Raw genomic sequence first — 23173 nt, 5'->3', positions numbered from 1 at the left:
TGCGCGGCCCGTGAGGAGAGGGGCAAAATGGGAGAAGACATGACAAAACTGGTCGACATGACGGGGATCGACAAACATTTCCCCGGTGTGCACGCGCTGAAATCCGTGCAGTTCGATCTGTTTTCGGGCGAGGTTCACGCTCTGATGGGCGAGAACGGGGCCGGGAAAAGCACGTTGATGAAGATTCTCTCGGGGATTTATCAGCGCGACGGCGGCAATCTTGAGATCGAGGGCAAATCGGTCAGCCCCACGACACCGGGCGAAGCGCAGGATCTGGGTATCGGCATCATCCATCAGGAACTGAGCCTGATGAACGACCTGACCGTGGCGCAAAACATCTTTATCGGGCGCGAACCGCGCAAAAGCTTCGGGCGGTTGGACGAAGCCGCGCTGAATGCACAAACGGCCGAGATTTTCGCGTCGATGAACCTGAATCTCGACCCCAAGACGCAGGTCGGCACGCTGACCATTGCCAAGCAGCAGATGGTTGAGATTGCCAAGGCGCTGTCTCATCGCTCGAAGGTTCTGATCATGGACGAGCCAACGGCGGCCCTGAACGATGCCGAGATTGCCGAGCTGTTCGTGATCATCCGCCGCCTCAAGGCCGAGGGGGTGGGGATCGTCTATATCAGCCATAAGATGGACGAGTTGAAGCAGATCGCCGACCGCGTGACGGTGATGCGTGATGGCGAATATGTCGGCACTGTGGGTGCGGCGGAAACACCGATCAGCCAGATCATCGCGATGATGGTTGGCCGCGAAGTGAACGAGGAGCCTTTGGACGTGCCTGACCTTGGCGACGCCGAGGTCTCACTGCAAGTCTCGGGTCTGAACCGAGGCAAAGAGATTCAGGATGTCAGTTTCTCGGTCCAGAAGGGCGAGATTTTGGGCTTCGCTGGTCTGATGGGGGCAGGACGCACGGAAGTGGCCCGCGCGATCTTCGGTGCCGACGTGAAAGACAGCGGCGAAATCCGCGTGCACGGCAAGACAGTGTCGATCAAATCCCCCAAGGACGCCGTGAAAGCAGGGATCGGATACCTGTCCGAAGACCGCAAGCATTTCGGCCTCGCCACCGGTATGAACGTGCGCGACAACATCGCGCTGGCCTCGATGGACCTGTTCACCGCCACCGGCGGTGTGCTGAACGACGGCGAAATCAGCACAACGGCCAAGGGATACATCTCGCAATTGGGCATCCGGACGCCCTCAGATGTGCAGGAAGTTCGGCTGCTGTCCGGCGGCAATCAGCAGAAGGTGGTCATCGCCAAATGGCTGCTACGCGATTGCGATATCCTGATATTTGACGAACCCACGCGCGGCATCGACATCGGCGCGAAATCCGAGATTTACAAGCTGCTCGAAGAACTGGCCGAGCAGGGCAAGACAATCATCGTCATCTCCTCCGAACTGCCGGAAATCATGCGCCTCAGCCACCGTATTGCGGTGATGTGCGAGGGCCGGCTGACCGGCATTCTGCCCGGCGGAAAAGACACCACTCAGGAAGACATCATGCATCTGGCCACGCAACGTGCGGCGGCCATGCAGGTAACGGGGACAATGCAATGACCAGCGTAACTGATATCGAAAAGAAGAAACCCCTTGCGGGCCTATCCGAAAGCGGCGCGTATCAAAAGCTGCTGGCCTTCGCCAGCCTGATCGCCCTGCTGATCGGATTCTCGATCGCCTCGCCGAACTTCATGCAGACATCGAACATGATCGCCATTCTACAGGCGACCTCGGTCAATGGCGTTCTGGCAGTGGCGGCGACGCTGATCATCATCACCGGCGGGATTGACCTGTCATTGGGCACGCTGATGACCTTTTGCGCGGTGATTGCTGGCGTTGCGTTGACCTATCTCGGCTTGCCGCTGCTGGTCGGTGTCGCGGCAGCTATCGCGGCGGGCGCGTTCTGCGGCCTTTGCTCGGGCACGTTTGTGGCGAAGATGAAAATCCCGCCCTTTATCGCAACCCTGGGCATGATGCTGATCCTGAAAGGGTTGTCGCTGGTCATTTCCGGTACCCGTCCGATCTATTTCAACGACACGCCCGGCTTCGATCTGATCTCGCGCGGGTCGCTGATCGGAGAGATTTTTCCGGCGCTGCCCATTCCCAACGGCGTGTTGATCCTGTTCCTGGTCGCCATTGCAGCCTCGTACATTCTGGGTCGCACGGTTCTGGGGCGGTACACTTTTGCGCTGGGATCGAACGAAGAAGCCGTGCGCCTGTCGGGCGTCAACACCGACATGTGGAAGATGCGCATCTATGCGCTGGCGGGGGCAATCTGCGGCATCGCCGGTATTCTGATCGCCTCGCGCCTGAACTCGGCTCAGCCCGCGCTGGGGCTTGGCTATGAACTAGAGGCCATCGCAGCCGTGGTCATCGGCGGCACGTCGCTGTCGGGCGGTCGCGGTACGATCCTTGGCACGTTGATCGGTGCGCTAATCATGGCCGTGCTGACCAACGGGCTGCGCGTGCTGTCCGTCGCGCAGGAATGGCAGACCGTTGTCACCGGCGCAATCATCATTCTGGCTGTCTACGCCGACATGGCTCGACGCAAAAAGACAGGCTGAAAACACCAACGACAAAACGACCTACTGTGGAGGAGAAAAACATGCTTACACGTCGTTTCATTCTGGGGGCGCTGAGTGCCGCGACCCTGGCCGCCCCGGCCTCGATGGCTGCAGCGGAAGAGATCTACATCCCGCTGGTATCGAAGGGCTTCCAACACCAGTTCTGGCAGGCCGTGAAATCGGGCGCTGAACAGGCAGCGGACGAGTTCGATGTCACCATCACCTTTGAAGGACCCGACAACGAAACCATGGTCGACCGCCAGATCGACATGCTGGCTGCGGCGCTGGCCAATAACCCCAAAGCCATCGGCTTTGCCGCGCTGGACAGCCAGGCAGCAATTCCGCTGCTGCGTCAGGCTAACGAAAAGGGCATCCCGGTCATCGCCTTCGACAGCGGTGTCGAGAGTGACATTCCGGTATCGACCGCAACAACCGACAACGCCGCAGCCGCAGCTCTGGCGGCTGACAAGATGGCCGAGAAAATCGGCGGCAAAGGCAAGGTGGCTGTCGTGGCACATGACCAGACCAGCCGCACGGGCATCGACCGCCGCGATGGCTTCGTCAACCGCATCGCCGAGAAATATCCGGATATCGAGGTTGTTACCGTCCAGTACGGTCAGGGCGACCACCTGAAATCCACTGAAGTGACCAAGGCGATCCTGACAGCGAACCCGGACCTGAACGGCATCTTCGGCACCAACGAAGGCTCGGCCATCGGTGTTGTGAATGGCGTGCAGGAACTGGGCACCGAAGGTCTGGTCATCATTGGCTATGACAGCGGCAAGGCGCAGAAAGACGCGATCAAAAGCGGCCTGATGGCCGGTGCGATCACCCAGAACCCGGTTGGTATCGGCTATGAGACTGTAAAAGCCGCAGTCTCGGCCATGAAAGGCGAAGAGGTTCCCGCGCTGATCGACACAGGCTTCTACTACTACGACGCCTCGAACATCGACGATCCCAAGATCGCGGCTGTTCTGTACGACTAAGACCTGATCATTCAGGGACGCTGGCCCGCCATTTGGTGGGCCAGTTTTCGTTTGGGGACTTTAGCGCCGCTTGATCAAAGGGCATAAATATCCAACGTGTCCGAGAAGCCTTTGAATTCCACCTGCCGGATTTCCTCAACCTTTAGCGCGTCTGTCAGGTTTGCCCTTGTACGCCCGTCGATCAGTATTTTCCGGTCCACGGCCTTGGTATGCGCCTCGAGCCGGGCCGCCAAATTCACGGTGCTTCCGATGCAGGTATACGTCGCGCGCTCGTCGGTTCCGGCATAGCCCGCCACGACCTCGCCAGTGGCGATGCCAATCCCCAGCCGGATTGCGGGCGCGCCTTCGGCGTCACGTTCCACGTTCAGAACGTCAATCATGCTGAACATCTCCTGCGCCGCTGACACTGCGCTTTGGGCCGGGTTGTCGAGCGGTTGCGGCGCGCCGAACAGCGCCATAAGCCCGTCTCCGATCATCAGGCTTACAATGCCACCGTTGCTACTGACGGCCTCGAACATCAGCGCGTAGTAGATGTTCAACAATTCGATGGTCGCCTCTGGTGAGAGGTTTTCGGACAAAGCCGTGAAATCGCGAATGTCGCAGAACAGGACCGAGGCTGAAACCCTGCTGCCGCCGATAGCAAAGCCCGATTCCTGCAGATCATGTGCAACCTCATGCGTTGCAAACCGCTCCAGCAGCCGCTTTTGTTCGTCGCGCAGGCGTTTCTTTTCAAGACTTGAGGCCAGACGCGCCCCCAACAGCACCTTGTTCACCGGCTTGGGCAGGTAATCCTCGGCCCCCAGTTCGATGCAACGAACAACGTTGTCCAGCCCTTCGACGGACGAGGTCACGATCACTGGCACATCCCTCAGCGTAATGTCAGATTTGATCGCCTCAAGCACTTCAAAGCCGTTCATTTCGGGCATTTCGATGTCCAGCAGAACCAGATCGAAACTGTCCTGCCCCAGCATCTCCATCGCGACCCTGCCGTTTTCAGCCAGAGAAACCCGGTGACCCAAAAGCTCGACATTCCGCGACAGAAGCAGGCGGTTGACCTTGTTGTCATCCACGATGAGTAGATGCCCGTGGGCCTCAACCATTCAACACACTCCTTAACGCGGCATCGACGCGCGCGAATTCTGCGTCCAGCGCGCGGAAGTCCGGGTCTGCTTGTGTTAATTCCGCCATCTCGAAATCGCGGGACAGGGCGGCCAGCCTGATGGCCCCGAAAACGCTGGCATTGGATTTCAGTGAATGCGCCGCGCGGCGAAACCCGTCGGCATCCCCAGCCTGTGCGGCGGATTTAAGACTTGCGATCATCCCGGGGGCCTCGTCCAGAAAGGTGGTCACCAGTTCAGCTGCGAACTCCGCTCCGGTCTCTGATCGGAGTTCCGAGAAAACCTCAAGGTCGATGGCCGGATCGCTCATGTCCTGTCCTTCTTCCGTTGCGGGGTGTTGCGCAGGGCTTCGACAAGCTGGTTCACGCGAATGGGTTTCGCGACATAGTCATCCATGCCTGCCTCAAGACACATCTCGCGGTCGCCCTGCATCGCGTTTGCGGTCATGGCAACGATCCGGGGCCGATTGTCGCCATATCGGTCATTGATCCGGCGGGATGCTTCCAGACCGTCCATCTCGGGCATCTGAACGTCCATCAACACCAGATCGTAGGTCTGCCGCACCACGCTTTCCAGCGCTTCAAGCCCGTTGCTGGCCAGATCGGCGCGATAGCCCAATTGCTGCAGCAGACGAATGGCGAGCTTCTGGTTCACAAGGTTGTCCTCGGCCAGCAGAATGCGCAGCGGGTGCCTTGCCGCCATGTCCGGATCGGTTGTCGGTGAAGGAGTTGCTTCCACAGGTGCGTCCTGTCGGGTCCCAAACAGCGACACCAGCGTGTCGAACAGAGAGGACTGACGCAACGGCTTTGCCAGATAGTCCGCGAACAGCCCCTCGGGCGCGTCACTGTCCCGCACGCCGAGACTGCTGAACAGGATCAAAGGCAGATCGGGAGAAAGCTGTTTGATTTTCCGGGCCAGAGCGATGCCGTCCATTTCGGGCATATGCATATCCAGAATAGCCAGATCGAAGGCCGGGTCTTCACCAAGCCGAGCCAATGCCTCGGCGGCAGAGGGCAGGGCGGTAGTCGTCGTCCCCCATTTCTCGGTCTGCAGCCGCAGGATCTTTCGGTTCGTATCGTTGTCATCCACCATGAGGATGCGCTTACCTGCCAATTCGGGCTGTTTCCCAACCAGACTACGTGCCTCGGTCTTGGGTATTTCGGCGGGTTTGGCCTGGATCGTGAAGCGGAACAGCGAACCCTTGCCCGCGCCCTCACTGACGGCCCACATCGTTCCGCCCATCAACTCGGCCAGCCGTTTCGAGATCGCAAGGCCCAGACCGGTGCCACCATATTTGCGCGTTGTCGAGGAATCCGCTTGGCTAAACGACTGGAACAAGCGGCTTTTGCCCTGATCGGTCAGACCGATCCCGGTGTCGCGCACTTCGAACTGTAATTCAACTTGGCCGGGGGAGGTCGGCTTGGAGGTCACCGACAACACTACCTCGCCCGAGTCGGTGAACTTGACCGCGTTGGACAGCAGGTTGAGCAAAATCTGCCGCAGCCGTGTCAGGTCGGCACTGATCGCGGGCGGCACATCGTCTGCCATCAGATACGCCACATCCAGTTGTTTCTCGGCCGCTCGACCGCTGATCAGATCCAGCGCGGATTCAATGCACTCGCGCAGGTCAAACGGATGGGCTTCGATATCCATCTGGCCCGCCTCGATCTTTGAGAAATCGAGGATTTCGTTGATGATCCCAAGCAGCGCGTCGCCGCTGTCGCGGATCGTTCGTGCATAGTCCCCTTGCTCGGCGTCCAGTTCGGTGTCCATCAACAGCCCGCTCATCCCGATCACCGCGTTCATGGGCGTTCGGATTTCGTGGCTCATCGTCGCGAGGAACGCGCTTTTGGCCTCGTTGGCTTTCTCTGCCGCCGCGCGGGCCTCTTGCGCCTCTTGAAACAGCCGGACGTTTTCGATGGCAATCACTGCCTGATCGGCGAAGGATTCCGCCATGGCAATCTCGTCTTCCGAGAACGCACATTGAGTCTTACGAATGAAGGAAAGCGCACCGATACACTCGGTGCCCCGCAGCAATGGCAGCATCAAAGAGGAATTGAATCCCTTGGTAATCTGAACTTTGCGGGTGCTGTCTGGCAGGTCGGCTTCGGACCAGTTCGGGATATGCTGAATCTTTCCGGTGGCGATACAGCCCGACGGAAGGTTTAGTTTCGGGTCTATCGGATGGCGATCAGTGGTGATTTCACTTTGCACCCCGTCTGGGCCTGCCACAGCTTCCTGCCAAAAATGCGTGCCATCGCTTTTCATGGCAATGGCCAGATCGCAAGACACAAGCGAAACCGCTAGGCGCACGATCTCATCAAACACCGGCTTGGTATCGGTCGGAGATTCGCTGATCACCCGCAGAACATCCGCCGTCGCCGTTTGCCGCGCCAGCGCGGTCTGGGTCTCGTTGAACAGCCGCGCGTTCTGTATCGCGATCACCGCCTGATCGGCGAAGCTTTCGGCCAGTTCGATTTCTTCGGCGCTGAAAGCCAGCTGCTTTGATCTTCGCGTAAAAATCAACACCCCAACGCAAGTGGCATCGCGCATCAGCGGCAGGTAGATACAGGTCTTCATCCCGAATTTCCGAACCGCCTCAACCTCGTGCGGGGGCAGGTCCTCGGTCGAGAAATCGGCGATGTGGACCATCTTTCCGGTCTCAAACACCTGACTGGGATAATTCATTTCAGGATCGATCCGAACCGGTTTGGGGTCCAGACTGACCATCGGCCCGCTATCCCGCTTACCGGCGATAGGCGAGAAGAATTCTCCGTCCCGGATCAGAACCGCCGCACCATCGCAATCAAGCAGCCGCAATCCCGCGTCGGCGATGGCCATGAAAACCGGCTTGGCATCATCCTGCGCACCGCTGATGACGCGCAAAATGTCCGCGCTTGCTGTCTGGCGCACCAGCGAGGTCTGAAGGTCTGAGAACAAACGCGCGTTGTTCAGCGCGATCACGGCCTGGGCCGCGAATGTCTCGAACAGCGAAATCTGCTTTTCCGAGAATGCATGCCGTTTGACATGCGCCATGGTGATCACGCCAATCGTCTTGCCACCCTTTTTCAGCGGCACGCCCAGCCCAGATAGAAATCCGCCTTTTCTGGTGTGTTCGTGCCAGCCGTAATCGGGGTCGGCTTCGATATCCGGGATGTAGATCGTCTGGCCGGTCAGCCCAACGCGCCCGGTGACCGTGTCCCGACCGGGAGTAAATGTCTGTTGCGCCAGAATATCCTCGAACATCTTGTTCACATTATGGGTGGCGACAACGTCCAAAACTCCGGTCTGTTCGTTCAGAAGTGCGACATAGGCGACCTCGGGCTGGCACAGACGGACCGAGACTTTCAGGATTTCCTGCAGCACGGGCTGCACCTCATTCGGCGAACGGGAAATGACGCTTAAAACATCGGATGTCGCCGTCTGGTACTCCAGCGCCTCGGAGAGTTCGGCGGTGCGGTCCTGAACCTCTTGAAACAGGCGCGTATTGTTAATCGCGATGACGGCCTGCGACGCAAAGGTCTCGAGCAGCGATATCTGTTTCTTCGTGAACGCATGAGGGTTTTCGTGACCCAGCGTGATGATGCCAAGGGCAACGTCGTTCTTGACCAGAGGAACGCCAAGGGCTGAGCGGAAGTTGCCCCGTTTAGCGGCGTCTTTCCATTCGAAATCCGCATCGGCTTCGGTGTCTTCGATATACACCGTTTCCTTCAACAGGGCGGCGCGTCCGGTGCAACTGGTGATATCCGCCTCGAACGCGACGTCGGACAGGAAGTCGCGAAACTCATCCGTCATGCCATGCGTGGTTGCAACGCGGTATTTACCGTCTTCCGGACTGATCAGAGAGGCATAGGCCGTCTGCGGATTGCACAGGCGCGAGGCCACTTTCAGGATCGTCTCAAGCACCGGTTGAAGCTGATTGGGTGAGCGCGATATCACCCCAAGAACCTCCGAGGTCGCCTCCTGATACTCCAGCGCCTCCTGCGTTTCATTCAGCAGGCGCGCATTCCTGATCGCACCGCTTGCCTGCGCGGCGAAGGTTTGAACCAGTTCGATATCGTCCTCGGGCGGAGTACGTCCGACTGGCCATCCCACCGAAATGACGCCCCAAATCTCGTCATCCACGCGGATCGGAACCCCGACCGCCAGTGCAAGGTTCAGCTTTCGGGCCAGTCGGTGATCGTAATAGTCTTCGGACTGCGTGTCTTCGATCCTGACGATATCGCCGCTTCGCACCACCTGACCAACGATCGTATTGGGGTGCAGCGGTATTGTCTCGCGAACACCCTCTGCGTCCAGCTGATCCTTGGCGTAGCCATGGCTGGCCCGGAACTGAGATTTGCCGGTATTGCATTGCAACAGAAGGCAATAGCTGGCGTTGCAGATCTCGGCGGCGGCCTTCACAACGGCATCGAAAACGGGCTGCAGGCTTTCCCGCGACTGGCCAACAACCTTGAGAATGTCAGACGTCGCAGCAAACCGCGCCCGTTCATCTGCCAGACGCTGTTCGAGTGTTTGCACAATGCGCGCCGGTTCAGCTTCCGGTCTCGAATTCGGGCCTTCAAACTCCATTAAATCAATCACCCAGTGCCGGTATCCTGTCGCCAATTCAGGATTCTGCGGATGGCTGGCTTTGGAGAATAGCCAATTTTCAAGCTTGGGCACAGGTTTTGTTGCGCTGTGAAGGGTTCGCGCCTCCTGACGTGCAGAACCGTCAGAACCAAAGCTTTGCAATTTGCAGCGATAGTGGCGGAGAGACAGGGATTCGAACCCTGGGTGGGCTTGCACCCACAACGGTTTTCGAGACCGCCCCGTTCGACCACTCCGGCACCTCTCCGCGGGGGTCTGTGAGGGGGGGATTTAGTGGCGAACGGGCAGGGGTGCAAGCGGAAAATTCCTGAAATGCGCAAAGGCGGGATTTTCCATTGCCTGCGGACGCAAAACACCTAGGCTATTGGGTATGACAAGTACTGCCCAACGCTTCGCCCTGTCCCTGTTCCTAGCGCTCCTGGCGCTTGTTCTGATCCCACTGCAAGTGGCCGCGGCCAATCGCGACCGGGTTGAGGCGTTTCTGACCACAACCGGCTTTGACGTGGCTTTGCAAAGCATCGCTCACGCCTCTGGCTCGGCGCCGCAGATGCTGGGGATTGACCCGGACGGGTTCGGCTCGGACTGGACCCGCCTGACGGAAGAGGTGTTCGACGTCGAAACCATGCATGAAACGGCGGTTTCGATCCTCGAACAAACGCTGAGCGACGAGGCGCTTTCGCATGCGGTTGAATTCTATGCCTCGGACCTTGGGCAGCGGTTGGTAGAGGCCGAGAATGCCTCGCATCTCATCGAAGATGACGATGCCAAGGACCTGGAAGGGCAGAAGATCGTTGCTGACCTGATCCAGAAAGGATCGCAGCGGGTCGAAAGCTACAAACGAATGAACCGCGCGGTGGATGGCAGCGACACGTCGCTGCGGGCGCTGCAGGAAATTCAATTGCGGTTTTTGCTGGCCGCCAGCGCCTCGGGCGTGATCGAACTTCAGTTCGGAGCCGATGAACTGCGCGAAATGATGAAGCGCAATGAGCCCGGTATGCGTCAGGCGTTGCAACTGTCGGCGCTGGCCGGGGCGGCCTATACCTATCAGGACTTTTCTGACGATGATGTGGATGCCTATGTCGATGCGTTGGAACACCCCCTGATGCAAGAGGTGTATGAACTGCTGAACGCCATCCAGTACGAAATCATGGCCATGCGGTTCGAGGTTCTGGCCGCTCGTATGGCGGAACTGCACCCCGCGCAGGACATATGATGCGCCTTGCAACGCTTCTTACGGTTCCCTTTCTCTGGGCGGCCCCGCTATTCGCTGACGAACGGGTTGTGCGCTTGTCGCAGGCGCTGCAACTGGAACAGGTCATGGAGATACTGGCCAGCGAAGGCCGCGATCAACGCCGGGAACTGGATGAAACGCTTCTGGGCAATTCCGGAGGGGCGTTCTTTCAGGCTCAGGTCGAAGACATCTATGACCCTTTATGGATGCGCAACCAGATTGAGACTGCCTTTGATCAGGGGTTGACGGATGCGCAGCTAGAACAGGCCTCGGTGTTTTTCGAAAGCGATCTGGGGCAGACGATCATCGCGCTTGAAAACTCGGCGCGCAGGGCGATTTCCGACGATGCGATCGAGGAAATGGCGCGGGATGCCTATGAAAACACCGAGCGCGACTCGATGCTGTTCGAACTGGTCGAGGAGTATATTCTGGTCAACAATCTGGTCGAACAGAATGTGCAGGGGGCGCTGAGTTCAGATTACAACTTCTTCAAGGGTCTTGATACCGATTCCCGTGGCGATGATGGTGAGTTGCTGGCCGAGCTTCTCACGCAGCAGGACAGCATGACCGCCGAGACAACGACGTGGATATACTCCTTTCTCTTGATGGCCTACCGTCCGTTGGATGAGGCCCAGATGCGCGAAAACATCGCCTTTTCCCGAACCGACACCGGGCGCGCGCTGAACGAGGCGCTATTTGACGGGTTTGACCGCATGTACGATCACATCTCTTACCGTCTGGGCGAGGCGGTGGCACAGGCGCTGAAAGGTTCCGACCTGTAGCGCCGCTTTGGTGTTGACTTTCATCCGCAATCTATGGATAAGCGCGCATCCCGGCCGGTTTTCCGCGCCGGGTCTCGTTATTATTTGACCCTTTCGGATTGTCCCGGGGGTCAGTCACACAGCCCAAAAAGGGCGCGCTGTTCGAGGTGGCTTAGGCCAAAAACACCCATACGGTGACCACAGAACGCGGGTTAGAAAAGGAAAGACGCATGTTTGCGGTCCTCAAGACTGGCGGCAAGCAGTACAAGGTTCAGGCGGGCGATGTGCTCCGCGTTGAAAAACTGGCTGCCGACGCAGGTGAAAAAGTTCAATTCAACGATGTTCTGATGCTGGGCGGCGACGCTCCGGTTGTTGGCGCACCTTTCGTTGAAGGCGCAGGCGTACAGGCCGAAGTGATCGAACAGATCAAAGGTGACAAGGTCATCAAATTCGTCAAGCGCCGTCGCAAGCACAGCTCGAAGCGTACCGTTGGCCACCGTCAGAAACTGACTCTGGTCAAGATCACCGACATCCTGTCGTCGGGCGCTGACAAGTCAGGCATCAAAGCTGCAACCGGTTCGGCACCGACTGGCGAAGCGGCACCTGCTGCAAAGCCTTCCAAGAAAGCTGAAGCCAAAGCAGAGGCACCCGCCGCTGCTGCTGCCGCTGACGACCTGACCAAGCTGAACGGTGTCGGCCCCGCCGCCGCCAAAAAGCTGAACGACGCAGGTATCGAGAGCTTTGCCGCTCTGGCCGCCTTGTCGGACGAGCAGATTGCTGCTATCGACACCATCAAAGTGAAACCCGAATGGGTTGAGCAAGCCAAAGAGCTGGCTCAGGGCTAAGGAGAGAGAGAATGGCACATAAAAAAGCTGGCGGTTCCTCCCGTAACGGTCGCGACTCAGCGGGTCGTCGCCTTGGCGTGAAACTTTATGGTGGCCAAGCGGCCATCGCAGGCAACATCATCGTACGTCAGCGCGGCACCAAGTTCTGGCCGGGCGAAGGCGTAGGTATGGGCAAAGATCACACCATCTTTGCAACCACCGATGGCGCCGTAAAGTTCCACAAGGGACTCAAAAACCGCACCTTTATTTCGGTCCTGCCAGTGGCGGAGGCCGCAGAGTAAGCCGAAACCCAGAAGGTTTAGAAAAAATTCATGGGGGACCGGCAGAAAGTGCCGGTCCCCTTTCTCGTTTTAACGCAGTCGTGATTGAAAACCCGATGACAGTCGCAACCACCAGTTTCCTGATCTTTGCCGCCAGCCAGGTCGGCACGCCGGGACCGGCCAACATGGTCCTGCTGGGAACAGGTGCGCGCTATGGCTTTCGGGCGGCGCTGCCCTTTGTGGCTGGCGTCGTGCTGGGCAAGCAGTTGATCATCTGGCCGGTTGGGTTCGGGCTGATGCAGGTGGCGGAACAGGCCCCTGTGGTGTTCTTGGCGCTGAAATATGCCTCGGCCGCCTATATTTGCTGGCTGGCGTGGAAGATCGCGAACCTGCGCCTGTCGCGAACCGGTGGCGCAGCGGATGCGCCCGGGTTTTGGGCCGGGCTGGTGGTTCACCCGCTGAACCCTAAAGCGTGGGCGATGATTATCGCGGGTTTCACGGGCTTTGTGGCTGCCGGCACCTCCAAGTTCGACGCGACGCTCACGATCGCGCTTTGTTTGTTGATCTGTCAGGTGGTTCTGCACCCGATCTGGACCTTCGCAGGCGATAGAATCGCCCATGCGGTTGAAGGACGGCCTGCGGAAAAATATCTGATGTGGACATTAGCGAGTTTGACTGTTTTATCCGTAGCTTTTGTGTTGTTCGGAGGAGGAACACACCAATGAAAATTGAGACGATAATAAACCAGCCGGTCATTGAAACCGAGCGGTTCGACCTGCGCCCGCTGCGTCGGTCGGATATGGGTCTCATCGAGTATTATGCAGGCGATGAGCGCGTGGCGCGGAATACGGCGTCGATCCCGCATCCTTTGCCGCCGGGTTCGATCGAAGCGTTCGTGACCCGCGCGATGGCCGAGGATCGCGACGAAGACGTCTGGGCGATGGACGCCACCAAGGACGGCGGGCCGGAACTGATCGGTGTGATTTCTCTGACGCGCCTGGATCGCAATCAGTCCGAGGTGGGATATTGGGTCGCTCCAGTCTATTGGAACACCGGCATCGCATCGCTGGCGGTCGAGGCACTGGTCAAGGCGAACCCGCTGGAAAACGGCAACATGTTCGCCAGCGTGTTTCAGGACAACCCGGCCTCGGCCCGGGTACTGACCCATTGCGGGTTCCAGTATCTTGGCGATGCCGAAATCTATTCCGTGGCGCGCGACGCGAACGTGCCCACCTGGACCTATAGTAAAAAACTCTGACTTGTGGCCGATGGGGCCTTTGCAGTAGGGGACACACATGAAATTTCTCGATCTTGCAAAGGTCTACATCCGGTCCGGGGCCGGAGGTAGCGGCTGCGTCAGCTTCCGGCGTGAAAAGTACATTGAATATGGCGGTCCCGATGGCGGTGACGGCGGCAAGGGCGGCTCGGTCTGGGCCGAGGTCGTGGACGGGCTAAACACCCTGATCGACTTTCGCTATCAGCAGCATTTCTTTGCCAAGAACGGCCAGCCCGGTCGCGGGCAGCAGCGCACCGGCAAAGATGGCGACGACATCGTTCTGCGTGTGCCGGTGGGCACCGAGATTCTGGACGAAGACGAAGAGACCGTCATCTGCGACCTGACCGAGGTTGGGCAGCGCGTGCTGCTCGCCAAGGGCGGCAATGGCGGGTTCGGCAACCTGCATTTCAAATCGGCCACCAATCAGGCCCCGCGCCGGGCCAATCCGGGGCAGGCGGGGATCGACCGCACCATTTGGCTACGGTTGAAACTGATCGCCGATGTGGGTCTGTTGGGTATGCCCAACGCGGGTAAATCGACCTTTCTGGCGGCCACGTCGAATGCACGGCCCAAGATTGCGGACTATCCGTTCACCACACTGCACCCCAATCTGGGCGTCGTCGGAGTTGACAACGTGGAATTCGTCGTCGCCGACATTCCCGGCCTGATTGAAGGCGCGCATGAAGGGCGCGGGATCGGGGATCGGTTCCTCGGCCATGTGGAGCGTTGCGCAGTGCTGCTGCATTTGGTCGATGGCACGTCTGAAACCGTGGCCGAAGACTATCGCACCATCATCCACGAGCTTGAAGCCTATGGCGGAGAGCTGGCCGAAAAGCCCCGCATCACCGTGCTGAACAAGATCGACGCGCTGGATGAGGAAGAGCGGGACCTCGCCAAGGAAGAACTGGAAGAGGCCGTCGGCGGCCCCGTCATGACCATGTCCGGCGTTGCCCATCTGGGCGTGACCGAGGTGCTGCGCGCCTTGCGGGCTCAAATCGACGAAAACCGCCTGCGACAAAAGCCCACCGAGGAGGCGCAGTCTTGGCAACCCTGACTTCCGCGAAACGTCTGGTTGTCAAAATCGGGTCCGCCTTGCTGGTGGATCGCGCAACCGGCTTGTTGCGGTCGGATTGGTTGCGTTCTTTGGCGCAGGATGTGGCGTGGCTTAAGGGACAAGGGACGGATGTTATTCTGGTCTCCTCCGGCTCAATCGCGCTGGGGCGCGGGGTTCTGAACCTGCCGATGGCGAACCTGCCGCTGGAGCAGTCGCAGGCCGCCGCCGCCGTTGGTCAGATCCGTCTGGCCCGCGCTTACGAAGAGGCGTTGACTCCGCACGACATCAAGACCGCGCAGGTTTTGGTAACGCTCGAAGACAGCGCGGATCGTCGTCGCTATCTGAACTCGCGTTCGACGCTGGAGACGCTGCTTAGTTTGGGTGTTGTGCCCATCGTGAATGAAAACGACACCGTTGCGACTGATGAAATCCGTTATGGCGACAATGACCGTCTGGCCGCTCAGATCGCGGTTACGGTGGGCGCGGATCAGTTGATCCTATTGTCTGATGTGGACGGGTTCTACTCGGGCAATCCCAATGAAGATGCCAGCGCCACGCGGTACGAGGTGATCGACAACATCACGCCCGAAATTGAGGCGATGGCGGGCGACGCCGGGTCTGGCTTGTCCAAGGGCGGCATGAAGACCAAACTGCTGGCCGCCAAGATGGCCACCGCCGCCGGGTGCACAATGGCAATCACAGAAGGATCACCTCTGAACCCGCTGAAAACGCTTGAAAATGGCGCAAACTGTACGTGGTTCACGGCGACATTGGACCCGCACGCAGCCCGCAAGCGCTGGATTTCGGCGATGAAGCCTCGCGGTGAGATTACCGTGGACGACGGCGCGGCGCAGGCCCTTGCCAACGGCAAAAGCCTGCTGCCCGCCGGGATCACCGAAGTGACCGGAGATTTCGGACGCGGCGACCCTGTGGCGGTCCTGGACCTCAGCGCGCGACGGTTGGCGCAAGGGCTCAGCCGCTATACCGCGCAAGAGGCGGATGCGATCAAGGGGCGCAAATCATCCGAGATTGAGGCGACGCTGGGCTATCCCGGTCGCGCCGCGTTGATACACCGGGACGATCTGGCGCTGTAACCTGAAATTTGGACTGTACCGACCTGAAAGGCTTAAGAAATGAAGGATCTCGACAACATCCCCGCCCTGATGGCCGATATCGGAAAACGTGCCAAGGATGCCTCAGCCGATCTGGCCTTTGCCAGTGCCGAGCGCAAACACGCCGCCCTGATTGCGGCGGCTGAGGCGGTCTGGCGGAACCGGGCCGAGATTATCGAAGCCAACCAGAAAGATCTGGAGTTTGGCCGAGAAAAGGGCCTGAGCCCGGCGATGATGGATCGCCTCATGCTGAACGAGGGCCGCGTTCAGGGCATGGTCGACGGTCTGCGCACGGTCGCGGATCAGGCCGATCCGGTAGGGGAGGTTCTGACCGAATGGGACATGCCCTCGGGCCTGAACATCCAGCGCGTGCGTACGCCGCTGGGTGTGATCGGCGTGATCTATGAAAGCCGCCCGAACGTGACGGCGGATGCCGGGGCCTTGTGCCTGAAATCCGGCAATGCGGTGATCCTGCGGGGCGGGTCCGAGAGCTTCCACTCCTCAACCGCCATTCACGCCTGTCTGGTCGAGGGGCTGAAGGCCGCAAACCTTCCGGAGGATGCGATCCAACTGATCCCGACCCGAGACCGCGCCGCGGTTCAAGAGTTGCTGACCATGACGGATTACGTCGACGTCATCGTCCCACGCGGCGGCAAAGGTCTTGTCGGCCTGGTCCAGCGCGAGGCGCGGGTGCCTGTTTTTGCCCATCTCGAAGGCATCGTTCACATCTACATCGACAAGGCCGCCGACCCTCAGAAAACGCTAGACGTGGTGCTGAACGCCAAGACCCGTCGCACCGGGATTTGTGGCGCTGCGGAATGTCTGCTGATCCATCAGGACGTGGCTGAAACCCTGGGGCGCGATGTCATTGCCGCGTTGCTTGCGGCAGGTGTCGAAGTGCATGCCGAGGGCGCGTTGGCCGTGGATGGAACGGTCCAGGCGACGGCGGATGATTGGGGCAAAGAATTCCTCGACAGCATCATCGCCGCGAAACCGGTTGCCGATATCGACGCCGCCATCGCGCATATCCGGCAGTACGGGTCGAACCACACCGATTGCATCATGACCGAGGATGCCTCGGCCGCCGCCCGGTTCTTTGAACGGCTCGACAGTGCAATTCTGATGCACAACGCCTCAACTCAGTTTGCCGATGGCGGAGAGTTCGGCATGGGCGCCGAGATAGGTATCGCAACCGGCAAGATGCACGCGCGTGGGCCGGTCGGGGCTGCTCAGCTGACCAGCTTCAAATACCTTGTGCGCGGAAACGGCACGACCCGCGACTAGAACCGTAACGCGACGCGGGTTGAGGCCGTTTCGACCGCAACCCGCCGCCCCATCGCAGCGGCGGTTTCGGGCATCAGGGCAAACTGCACCTGCGCGGGCGTGACTTTGGTGGCAAAGCGCCCGGTCGCGACGCTTTTCCACAGATCAGGATCGACGTTCAGTTTGTCGGCGGTGCCCGTCACCAGCCAGTTCTCGCCCTGTGACGCAATCTCGACCTCACCCCCAAAGGGCATGGCACTTTCGCAGCACATCAGCGCCAGAAAAGCCAGCTTCACCTGATTGCGCGGCACTGGTCCGGTCAGGTTCCAGTTCACCCGCACCCGACCGGACCGCGCGACGTCCCTAAGCAACTCGGCCACCTCGGCACGGCCCAAAGGCTGATCGCTGGCCGACCCGAATGCCACGCGGAAGAACCGTATCCGTGCGCCCGCGCTGCCGACGCTGCCCGAAATCAGCTCCATCTCGGGGCCTTGCACGGCACCGACCATATCCAGCAGTTCCAACCCGTTGGTGATCGCCCCGATCGGGCTGATCAGATCATGACAGATCCGAGACCCGATTAACTCGGCCAGGTTGACGTCTGATGTGCCCATGCGTACCTCCTGAGCGTACCTGCCACCGGACCGGAGCCCCGCATGACAGACCTGAATGCCATTCTTGCACCGGGCATGTATGTCCGCCACCCGGATTTCCCCGATTGGGGTGTCGGACAGGTTCAGTCCAACATCGCAGGCAAGGTCACCGTGAATTTCCGCGAGCAGGGGAAAGTGGTGATCGACGGAACGCGCATCGCCCTGATGCCGGTCTTTGATCCGTGAAACTGGTTTAGGAAAGGTTAACGGGGATCACCAGAGTCATCCTGTTGCCTTTGGCCGAAAATCTGCGATACCAGCCGCGTGTGACACAAAGGACTGACATGCCCGACGCTGGCCCTTCATTTACCATCCGCCTTGCCGAGACCGAGGATGACCTACACGCCGCGCAGCGCCTGCGCTATGACGTGTTCGTGCGCGAACTGGGCGGCGGGGGAGAGATGGTCGACCATGACGCGGGGCTGGAGCGGGACCGGTTCGATCCTTACTTTGACCATATGCTTGCGATAGACAACCTCAGCGGCGAAGTTGTAGGCGTTTACAGGCTGTTACCGGGTGAACGTGCCGCAGATTTGGGCCAGTTTTATTCCGAAGACGAATATGATGTGAATGTGCTGAAGGACAGCGGGCGAAAGCTGCTGGAATTGGGGCGGTCCTGTATTCATCCTGATTATCGGGGCGGTATGGCGCTATACCATCTGTGGAACGGGTTGGCCGCTTATGTCACCGAGCGCCAGATCGAGGTTCTGTTCGGCGTCGCCAGTTTTCACGGCACCGATGTGCAGGCGCTGGCGCAGCCGCTGTCGATGCTGCACCACAACCACCTTGCGCCCACCGATCTGAGGGTTCGGGCGCAGCCCGAGGTCTTTCAGTCGATGGATCTGATCGAACCAGACGCGCTGGACCGGCGCGCGGCGATGGTGCAGGTGCCCGCGCTGATCAAAGCCTATCTGCGGCTGGGCGGTTTCGTGGGCGAGGGGGCCTTTATCGACCATGCGTTCAACACCACCGATGTTTGCCTGATCCTCGACACCGCGCGCATGAACGACCGGCAGAGGCGCATCTATGGCGGAGCATAAACCTGTGAGCGATGCCTCGTGGCGCAGCGATGACGCACCCGACCCGATTGAGTTGGGCCTTACCGGTTGGCTGCTGGTTCTGCTCAGAGGTCTACCCCTGGCGATCTTGGTGTTCGGCGGGCTGTTTGTCCTTCTGGCCCTGCGTCTGATCGAACGACCGATTTACGGGGTGCGCCGACCGATCACGCCATACATCACTCAGTTCGTCAGCCGGAACGCATTTCGAATTCTCGGTATCGGGTTCCGCGCGTCCGGAGAGTTGATGACCCAGCGCGGGGCGGTGGTGGCGAACCATTCCTCTTGGCTGGATATATTCGCGCTGAATTCCCGCAAACGCGTGTTTTTTGTGTCCAAGGCCGAGGTCGCCAAATGGCCCGGTATCGGCTGGCTGGCGCGCTCGACCGGCACGGTCTTCATCGAACGTAACCCAAAAAAGGCGCGAGAACAGACCTTGCTGTTTCAGGAACGGCTGACCGCGGGGCACAAGCTATTGTTCTTCCCCGAGGGCACGTCGACAGACGGACTGCGTGTTTTGCCATTTAAAACAACGCTTTTCGCGGCCTTCTTTACCGAAGAACTGCGCGATTTCATGTATGTGCAGCCCGTCTCGGTCATCTATCACGCGCCGAAAGGGGAACCGGATCGGTTCTATGGCTGGTGGGGAGATATGGATTTCGCGCCGCATCTGCTCAAGACGCTGGGCGCGCGCAGGCAGGGCTCGGTCGAGTTGATTTATCACAGTCCCGCAAAGGTCAGCGATTTCGCCAACCGCAAGGCGTTGGCGGCGCATTGTGAGGGGGCTGTGCGTCACGCGCATAGCTTGGCGCGCATATCGTAAAATAATGCGCCAAGCATATTTTTTTTGATTTTTTCCCTTGTAGGGTGATCGCCGCTAACGTATACGCGCGCCATTCAAACCCGCAGGCGGGGTTTGGGCTTTGTAGGGGAGACATCCCTATCTGGCCCGCCGGTTGGAGCATCCGCTTCTTTCACCCCCGCCGAGGCGTAAACCGGAAAAGGAAAGTAAAGCATGGCTCTTCCCGAGTTCACCATGCGTCAGCTGCTGGAAGCTGGCGTTCACTTCGGTCACCAGACACAGCGTTGGAACCCCCGCATGGGCCCGTTCATCTACGGCTCGCGCAATGGCATCCACATCATGGACCTGACCCAGACCGTTCCGATGCTGGACCAGGCTTTGCAGGCCGTTCGTGACACCGTTGCAAAAGGTGGCCGCGTTCTGTTCGTTGGTACCAAGCGTCAGGCTGCCGGCCCGATCGCTGAAGCGGCTGAAAAGTCGGCTCAGTACTACATGAACCACCGCTGGCTGGGCGGCACGCTGACCAACTGGAAAACCGTTTCCCAGTCGATCAACCGTCTGAACCAGATCGACGAAGCGATGGAATCGGGCGCCGAAGGCCTGACCAAGAAAGAGCGTCTGGGCATGGAGCGTGACCAGGCCAAGCTGCAAGCTTCGCTGGGCGGTATCCGCGAGATGGGCGGCGTACCTGATCTGCTGTTCGTCATCGACGTTAAGAAAGAAGCGCTGGCCATCGCCGAAGCCAACAAGCTGGGTATCCCGGTTGTGGCTGTTGTCGACACCAACTGCTCGCCCGACGGCGTTGACTACATCATCCCCGGCAACGACGACGCTGCCCGCGCAATCGCTCTGTACTGCGATCTGGCCGCACGTGCCGCTCTGGACGGTATGACCGCTCAGATGGGTGCGGCAGGCGTTGATCTGGGTGCATTCGAGGAAGCTCCGGTGGAAGAAGCCGTCGCAGAAGAAGCCCCCGCCGAGGCAGAAACACCTGCTGAAGCGTAAGCTGCCCGTCACGTAAATGACATATGGGGCAGGGTAGACCTGCCCCAAATCCGTTTGAATTGAGGAGAGCCTAAGATGGCAATCACAGCAGCAATGGTGAAAGAACTGCGCGACGCAACCGGCGCAGGCATGATGGACGCGAAAAAAGCGCTGACCGAGACCGGCGGTAACATGGACGAGGCCGTTGACTGGCTACGCACCAAAGGTCTGGCCAAAGCGGCCAAGAAATCGGGCCGTACCGCAGCCGAGGGTCTGGTTGCCGTTCACGTCAGCGGTGGCAACGGTGTTGCTGTCGAGGTGAACTCGGAGACCGACTTCGTTGCAAAGAACGCTGAATTCCAGGAAATGGTTGGCAAGATCGCCTATGCAGCCGAAGGCGTGGATAACGTTGAAGCCCTGCTGGCAGCTGATCTGGGCGGCAAGAACGTGGCCGACACTCTGACTGACAAGATCGCCACCATTGGCGAGAACATGTCGGTGCGCCGCATGTCCAAACTGTCGGGCGACACCGTTGTGTCCTACGTCCACAACGCAGCCACCAACGGCATGGGTAAAATCGGCGTTCTGGTTGCTCTGTCCGGTGGCGACGAAGCGATCGGCAAGCAGGTTGCGATGCATATCGCGGCCGTGAACCCGGCGGCTCTGTCCGAGGCGGACATGGACCCGGCAGTTGTCGAGAAAGAAAAGCAAGTTCAGATGGACATCGCCCGCGAATCCGGCAAGCCGGAGCAGGTGATCGAAAAGATGATCGTCGGCCGCATGAAGAAATTCGTCGCGGAATCGACCCTGCTGAACCAGCAGTTCGTCGTGAACCCTGACCTGACCGTTGAAGCAGCGGCCAAAGAAGCAGGCGCAACCATCACTGGATTCATCCGTCTGGAAGTTGGCGAAGGCATCGTGGTCGAAAAAGAAGACTTCGCAGCCGAAGTTGCCAAAGCCGCACAAGGCTAAGCGATTTCCCCGGCCCCCAGAACAGGGGTCCGGAAGCACGCAAAGGTCGGTCACGCATTGCGTGGCCGATTTTTTTTTGCAGACACAAAAAAAGACGCCGAGGCGCCCGCACTTTCTAAGGATGGTGAATGAGGGGCCCCGCATGATGGGGATGGTCGAGGCCCCTCAAAAATTCCGACAAAGGTACGCGGACGAATAGACGCCCCGATGTCAGACCGACCGGAGAGCTTTGGTATTGCAAAGATCCGACCAAATGTTCCCTGGCTAAAGCCACCACTCACGGAACATTAACACTTTGCAACTTTGGTATTAGAACGAAAAGTCATGATTTCCTTACCCTAGGTAAAGTAAGGACACGCTGTGCTTGGTAGAGGCTAGGCCTCCATCACGAACATTTGATTCTGCAAGGACGCCTTCAATACGGCCTGTGCTGTTGTTTCGACCGACAACGCCTCACGCGCAAGCCGCAGGTGCTTTTCCACGGTGGCAGAGGTCAGCCCCATAAGCAGAGCAATGTCCTGCGTAGTCTTGCCGTCGCCCACCCATTGCAGCGCCTCGCGCTGGCGTTTTGTCAGGGCTCGGTTCGGCGCGTTATAGGGCAGGGTCAGGATTTTCAGATGCGCCATGTTGTTCATCAACAGGATGTCATCGCCATGCTCATCCCAGACCGAATCCAACTGGTCCTGAGTCATGTCGCCGTAATGCGCCATCGAAATCGCGCCCTTGGACCGCATCGAGACCGAGGTAAAGCTGATCGTATAGCCGACTGTCGCGCCTTTTGCCTTGTTGAAATCGAAAACGCGCCGCTCTTCAGCGGTCATGGTTCCGCTGGACATCATCTCGCCGATCAAGCGCCAGCTTGCGGCCCCTTCGTTCTGCAACGCCCATTTCAGCATCGGCGCATTGAAATACAGGCCCGACCGCAGAAACCCGTCCAGGTATTCCTGACAGTGGTTGGTCAGGATCACGAAATCCTCGGGGTCCCCCAGCGAGGTTTCGGTGCGGTATTGCGTATAGCCATACAGCAAACGGTCAAACCCGTATTGTGCCATCTGGCGGCAATGCGCATCCCAAAGCTCTTCCAGAGTCTTGGTGTAGCTCAGAAAGTTGAGATACTCGGACAGGTTCATCCCGCATTCTCCTTGCCCAAATGCGCTGCCAGAGCGTCGAGCGCCAGAACATAACTCTGCGCGCCAAAACCGCAGATCTGCCCTAACGCAACCGAGGCGATGTAGGACTTGTGGCGAAACGCCTCACGCGCGTGGATGTTGGACAAGTGAACCTCAACCATCGGAAGCTCGACCGAGGCAATCGCGTCCATCAGCGCGATTGACGTATGGGTGTATGCGCCTGCGTTCAGAACCAGCCCATCCTGGGCACCGCGCGCGCCGTGGATCGCGTCGATCAGCGCGCCTTCGTGATTGGACTGGAAATGCGAAACCTCCAGCCCGACGGACGCGCCGTGGCTGGTGCACAAATCCTCGACCATCTGCAACGTTGTGCTGCCGTAAACCTCGGGCTGCCGCGTACCCAGCAGATTGAGGTTCGGACCGTTCAAAACCAGAATTTTATGCATTATTTCATTGTCCCCATGTCAAATTCATTGGCACGAACAGTTGGGGATGTCCACCGGGGTTTGCC

At 59.1% G+C, this 23173-nt stretch carries 23 protein-coding genes and 1 tRNA gene; 17 read left to right on the top strand and 7 right to left on the bottom strand.

All coding sequences use genetic code 11. The features are described from left to right. The first annotated feature begins 39 nt into the window (after positions 1-39). Genes ACR0NJ_RS09505 through ACR0NJ_RS09495 form a run of 3 tightly spaced genes read left to right on the top strand, consistent with a single transcriptional unit; the run spans position 40 to position 3556 of the window. Positions 40-1566, top strand: a complete 1527-nt coding sequence (locus ACR0NJ_RS09505; protein ID WP_480816889.1) for a sugar ABC transporter ATP-binding protein — start codon at positions 40-42, stop codon at positions 1564-1566. Further along, positions 1563-2570, top strand: coding sequence for an ABC transporter permease (locus tag ACR0NJ_RS09500; protein ID WP_480816888.1), 1008 nt, complete (start codon positions 1563-1565; stop codon positions 2568-2570). The genes ACR0NJ_RS09505 and ACR0NJ_RS09500 overlap by 4 nt, the downstream gene beginning before the upstream one ends. 41 nt (positions 2571-2611) lie before the next feature. Then, entirely contained in the window at positions 2612-3556 is a 945-nt protein-coding gene (locus ACR0NJ_RS09495; protein WP_480816887.1) for a substrate-binding domain-containing protein, read from the top strand. Positions 3557-3630: 74 nt separating this feature from the next. Here ACR0NJ_RS09495 and ACR0NJ_RS09490 read toward each other — a convergent pair whose 3' ends face one another. From ACR0NJ_RS09490 to ACR0NJ_RS09475, 4 genes are all read right to left on the bottom strand, one after another. Then, on the bottom strand, positions 3631-4656 hold the full coding sequence (locus tag ACR0NJ_RS09490; protein ID WP_480816886.1) for an adenylate/guanylate cyclase domain-containing protein: 1026 nt from the start codon (positions 4654-4656) through the stop codon (positions 3631-3633). After that, positions 4649-4984: an Hpt domain-containing protein gene (locus ACR0NJ_RS09485; RefSeq protein ID WP_480816885.1), complete on the bottom strand. Its 336-nt coding sequence runs from the start codon at positions 4982-4984 to the stop codon at positions 4649-4651. The genes ACR0NJ_RS09490 and ACR0NJ_RS09485 overlap by 8 nt, the downstream gene beginning before the upstream one ends. Continuing rightward, the gene (locus ACR0NJ_RS09480; protein WP_480816884.1) at positions 4981-9195 is read right to left on the bottom strand and encodes a GAF domain-containing protein; all 4215 of its coding nucleotides are present in this window, start codon (positions 9193-9195) and stop codon (positions 4981-4983) included. Before ACR0NJ_RS09480 ends, ACR0NJ_RS09485 begins: the two co-directional genes overlap by 4 nt. Positions 9196-9421: 226 nt before the next feature. Further along, a tRNA-Ser gene (locus ACR0NJ_RS09475) sits at positions 9422-9511 on the bottom strand. A 123-nt stretch (positions 9512-9634) separates the two neighbouring features. Here ACR0NJ_RS09475 and ACR0NJ_RS09470 point away from each other — a divergent pair. The 9 genes from ACR0NJ_RS09470 to ACR0NJ_RS09430 all read left to right on the top strand — a co-directional run bounded on the left by ACR0NJ_RS09470 (position 9635) and on the right by ACR0NJ_RS09430 (position 17087). Then, entirely contained in the window at positions 9635-10477 is an 843-nt protein-coding gene (locus ACR0NJ_RS09470) for a DUF2059 domain-containing protein (protein ID WP_480816883.1), read from the top strand. Next, positions 10477-11277, top strand: coding sequence for a DUF2059 domain-containing protein (locus ACR0NJ_RS09465; RefSeq protein ID WP_480816882.1), 801 nt, complete (start codon positions 10477-10479; stop codon positions 11275-11277). Before ACR0NJ_RS09470 ends, ACR0NJ_RS09465 begins: the two co-directional genes overlap by 1 nt. A 209-nt stretch (positions 11278-11486) precedes the next feature. Then, the gene (locus tag ACR0NJ_RS09460; protein WP_480816881.1) at positions 11487-12101 is read left to right on the top strand and encodes a 50S ribosomal protein L21; all 615 of its coding nucleotides are present in this window, start codon (positions 11487-11489) and stop codon (positions 12099-12101) included. An 11-nt stretch (positions 12102-12112) separates the two neighbouring features. Further along, positions 12113-12382, top strand: a complete 270-nt coding sequence (rpmA, locus tag ACR0NJ_RS09455) for a 50S ribosomal protein L27 (protein WP_039535512.1) — start codon at positions 12113-12115, stop codon at positions 12380-12382. Positions 12383-12477: 95 nt separating this feature from the next. Continuing rightward, a complete protein-coding gene (locus tag ACR0NJ_RS09450) occupies positions 12478-13086 on the top strand; it encodes a LysE family translocator (RefSeq protein ID WP_480816880.1) in 609 nt (202 codons plus the stop codon). After that, positions 13083-13619: a GNAT family N-acetyltransferase gene (locus tag ACR0NJ_RS09445; protein ID WP_480816879.1), complete on the top strand. Its 537-nt coding sequence runs from the start codon at positions 13083-13085 to the stop codon at positions 13617-13619. Before ACR0NJ_RS09450 ends, ACR0NJ_RS09445 begins: the two co-directional genes overlap by 4 nt. A 37-nt stretch (positions 13620-13656) precedes the next feature. Then, a complete protein-coding gene (gene obgE / locus ACR0NJ_RS09440) occupies positions 13657-14691 on the top strand; it encodes a GTPase ObgE (protein ID WP_480816878.1) in 1035 nt (344 codons plus the stop codon). Next, positions 14679-15785, top strand: coding sequence for a glutamate 5-kinase (proB, locus tag ACR0NJ_RS09435; RefSeq protein ID WP_480816877.1), 1107 nt, complete (start codon positions 14679-14681; stop codon positions 15783-15785). The genes obgE and proB overlap by 13 nt, the downstream gene beginning before the upstream one ends. Before the next feature lie 39 nt (positions 15786-15824). After that, positions 15825-17087, top strand: coding sequence for a glutamate-5-semialdehyde dehydrogenase (locus ACR0NJ_RS09430; protein ID WP_480816876.1), 1263 nt, complete (start codon positions 15825-15827; stop codon positions 17085-17087). Here ACR0NJ_RS09430 and ACR0NJ_RS09425 read toward each other — a convergent pair. After that, positions 17084-17680 (bottom strand): histidine phosphotransferase family protein, encoded by a 597-nt coding sequence (locus ACR0NJ_RS09425; protein ID WP_480816875.1) that lies wholly within the window; start codon positions 17678-17680, stop codon positions 17084-17086. The two genes, ACR0NJ_RS09430 and ACR0NJ_RS09425, sit on opposite strands and share 4 nt — an antisense overlap. Positions 17681-17722: 42 nt before the next feature. Between ACR0NJ_RS09425 and ACR0NJ_RS09420 the strand changes: the two genes are divergently transcribed. The 5 genes from ACR0NJ_RS09420 (at position 17723) to tsf (ending at position 21532) form a co-directional block, all read left to right on the top strand. Then, the gene (locus tag ACR0NJ_RS09420) at positions 17723-17905 is read left to right on the top strand and encodes a DUF3553 domain-containing protein (protein WP_480816874.1); all 183 of its coding nucleotides are present in this window, start codon (positions 17723-17725) and stop codon (positions 17903-17905) included. A gap of 98 nt (positions 17906-18003) precedes the next feature. Continuing rightward, complete coding sequence (gene olsB, locus ACR0NJ_RS09415) at positions 18004-18759, top strand: L-ornithine N(alpha)-acyltransferase (protein ID WP_480816873.1); 756 nt, start codon at positions 18004-18006, stop codon at positions 18757-18759. After that, positions 18746-19597: a lyso-ornithine lipid O-acyltransferase gene (gene olsA, locus ACR0NJ_RS09410; protein ID WP_480816872.1), complete on the top strand. Its 852-nt coding sequence runs from the start codon at positions 18746-18748 to the stop codon at positions 19595-19597. Before olsB ends, olsA begins: the two co-directional genes overlap by 14 nt. A 192-nt stretch (positions 19598-19789) precedes the next feature. Further along, positions 19790-20581: a 30S ribosomal protein S2 gene (gene rpsB / locus ACR0NJ_RS09405; protein WP_480610897.1), complete on the top strand. Its 792-nt coding sequence runs from the start codon at positions 19790-19792 to the stop codon at positions 20579-20581. A 75-nt stretch (positions 20582-20656) separates the two neighbouring features. Then, complete coding sequence (gene tsf, locus ACR0NJ_RS09400; protein WP_480816871.1) at positions 20657-21532, top strand: translation elongation factor Ts; 876 nt, start codon at positions 20657-20659, stop codon at positions 21530-21532. A gap of 374 nt (positions 21533-21906) precedes the next feature. Here tsf and ACR0NJ_RS09395 read toward each other — a convergent pair whose 3' ends face one another. Together ACR0NJ_RS09395 and aroQ are read right to left on the bottom strand one after the other, a co-directional pair. Then, entirely contained in the window at positions 21907-22662 is a 756-nt protein-coding gene (locus ACR0NJ_RS09395) for an autoinducer binding domain-containing protein (protein WP_480816870.1), read from the bottom strand. After that, positions 22659-23108 (bottom strand): type II 3-dehydroquinate dehydratase, encoded by a 450-nt coding sequence (aroQ, locus tag ACR0NJ_RS09390; RefSeq protein WP_480816869.1) that lies wholly within the window; start codon positions 23106-23108, stop codon positions 22659-22661. The genes ACR0NJ_RS09395 and aroQ overlap by 4 nt, the downstream gene beginning before the upstream one ends. Positions 23109-23173 lie beyond the last annotated feature (65 nt).

Source organism: Ruegeria sp. F11 (genome assembly GCF_056533855.1).
The sequence above is the reverse complement of the archived record's forward strand: the minus strand, read 5'-3'. Positions and strand labels throughout refer to the sequence as shown.

Bases quoted from the DNA above. Each gene is read 5' to 3' on its own strand.
- ACR0NJ_RS09450 (WP_480816880.1), top strand. From the start codon at position 12,478: ATGACAGTCGCAACCACCAGTTTCCTGATCTTTGCCGCCAGCCAGGTC.
- ACR0NJ_RS09500 (WP_480816888.1), top strand. From the start codon at position 1,563: ATGACCAGCGTAACTGATATCGAAAAGAAGAAACCCCTTGCGGGCCTA.
- ACR0NJ_RS09505 (WP_480816889.1), top strand. From the start codon at position 40: ATGACAAAACTGGTCGACATGACGGGGATCGACAAACATTTCCCCGGT.
- ACR0NJ_RS09420 (WP_480816874.1), top strand. From the start codon at position 17,723: ATGACAGACCTGAATGCCATTCTTGCACCGGGCATGTATGTCCGCCAC.
- rpmA (WP_039535512.1), top strand. From the start codon at position 12,113: ATGGCACATAAAAAAGCTGGCGGTTCCTCCCGTAACGGTCGCGACTCA.
- obgE (WP_480816878.1), top strand. From the start codon at position 13,657: ATGAAATTTCTCGATCTTGCAAAGGTCTACATCCGGTCCGGGGCCGGA.
- ACR0NJ_RS09465 (WP_480816882.1), top strand. From the start codon at position 10,477: ATGCGCCTTGCAACGCTTCTTACGGTTCCCTTTCTCTGGGCGGCCCCG.
- aroQ (WP_480816869.1), bottom strand. From the start codon at position 23,108: ATGCATAAAATTCTGGTTTTGAACGGTCCGAACCTCAATCTGCTGGGT.
- ACR0NJ_RS09395 (WP_480816870.1), bottom strand. From the start codon at position 22,662: ATGAACCTGTCCGAGTATCTCAACTTTCTGAGCTACACCAAGACTCTG.
- ACR0NJ_RS09445 (WP_480816879.1), top strand. From the start codon at position 13,083: ATGAAAATTGAGACGATAATAAACCAGCCGGTCATTGAAACCGAGCGG.
- ACR0NJ_RS09470 (WP_480816883.1), top strand. From the start codon at position 9,635: ATGACAAGTACTGCCCAACGCTTCGCCCTGTCCCTGTTCCTAGCGCTC.
- rpsB (WP_480610897.1), top strand. From the start codon at position 19,790: ATGGCTCTTCCCGAGTTCACCATGCGTCAGCTGCTGGAAGCTGGCGTT.
- olsA (WP_480816872.1), top strand. From the start codon at position 18,746: ATGGCGGAGCATAAACCTGTGAGCGATGCCTCGTGGCGCAGCGATGAC.
- ACR0NJ_RS09425 (WP_480816875.1), bottom strand. From the start codon at position 17,680: ATGGGCACATCAGACGTCAACCTGGCCGAGTTAATCGGGTCTCGGATC.
- olsB (WP_480816873.1), top strand. From the start codon at position 18,004: ATGCCCGACGCTGGCCCTTCATTTACCATCCGCCTTGCCGAGACCGAG.
- tsf (WP_480816871.1), top strand. From the start codon at position 20,657: ATGGCAATCACAGCAGCAATGGTGAAAGAACTGCGCGACGCAACCGGC.
- ACR0NJ_RS09495 (WP_480816887.1), top strand. From the start codon at position 2,612: ATGCTTACACGTCGTTTCATTCTGGGGGCGCTGAGTGCCGCGACCCTG.
- ACR0NJ_RS09460 (WP_480816881.1), top strand. From the start codon at position 11,487: ATGTTTGCGGTCCTCAAGACTGGCGGCAAGCAGTACAAGGTTCAGGCG.
- ACR0NJ_RS09485 (WP_480816885.1), bottom strand. From the start codon at position 4,984: ATGAGCGATCCGGCCATCGACCTTGAGGTTTTCTCGGAACTCCGATCA.
- ACR0NJ_RS09490 (WP_480816886.1), bottom strand. From the start codon at position 4,656: ATGGTTGAGGCCCACGGGCATCTACTCATCGTGGATGACAACAAGGTC.
- ACR0NJ_RS09430 (WP_480816876.1), top strand. From the start codon at position 15,825: ATGAAGGATCTCGACAACATCCCCGCCCTGATGGCCGATATCGGAAAA.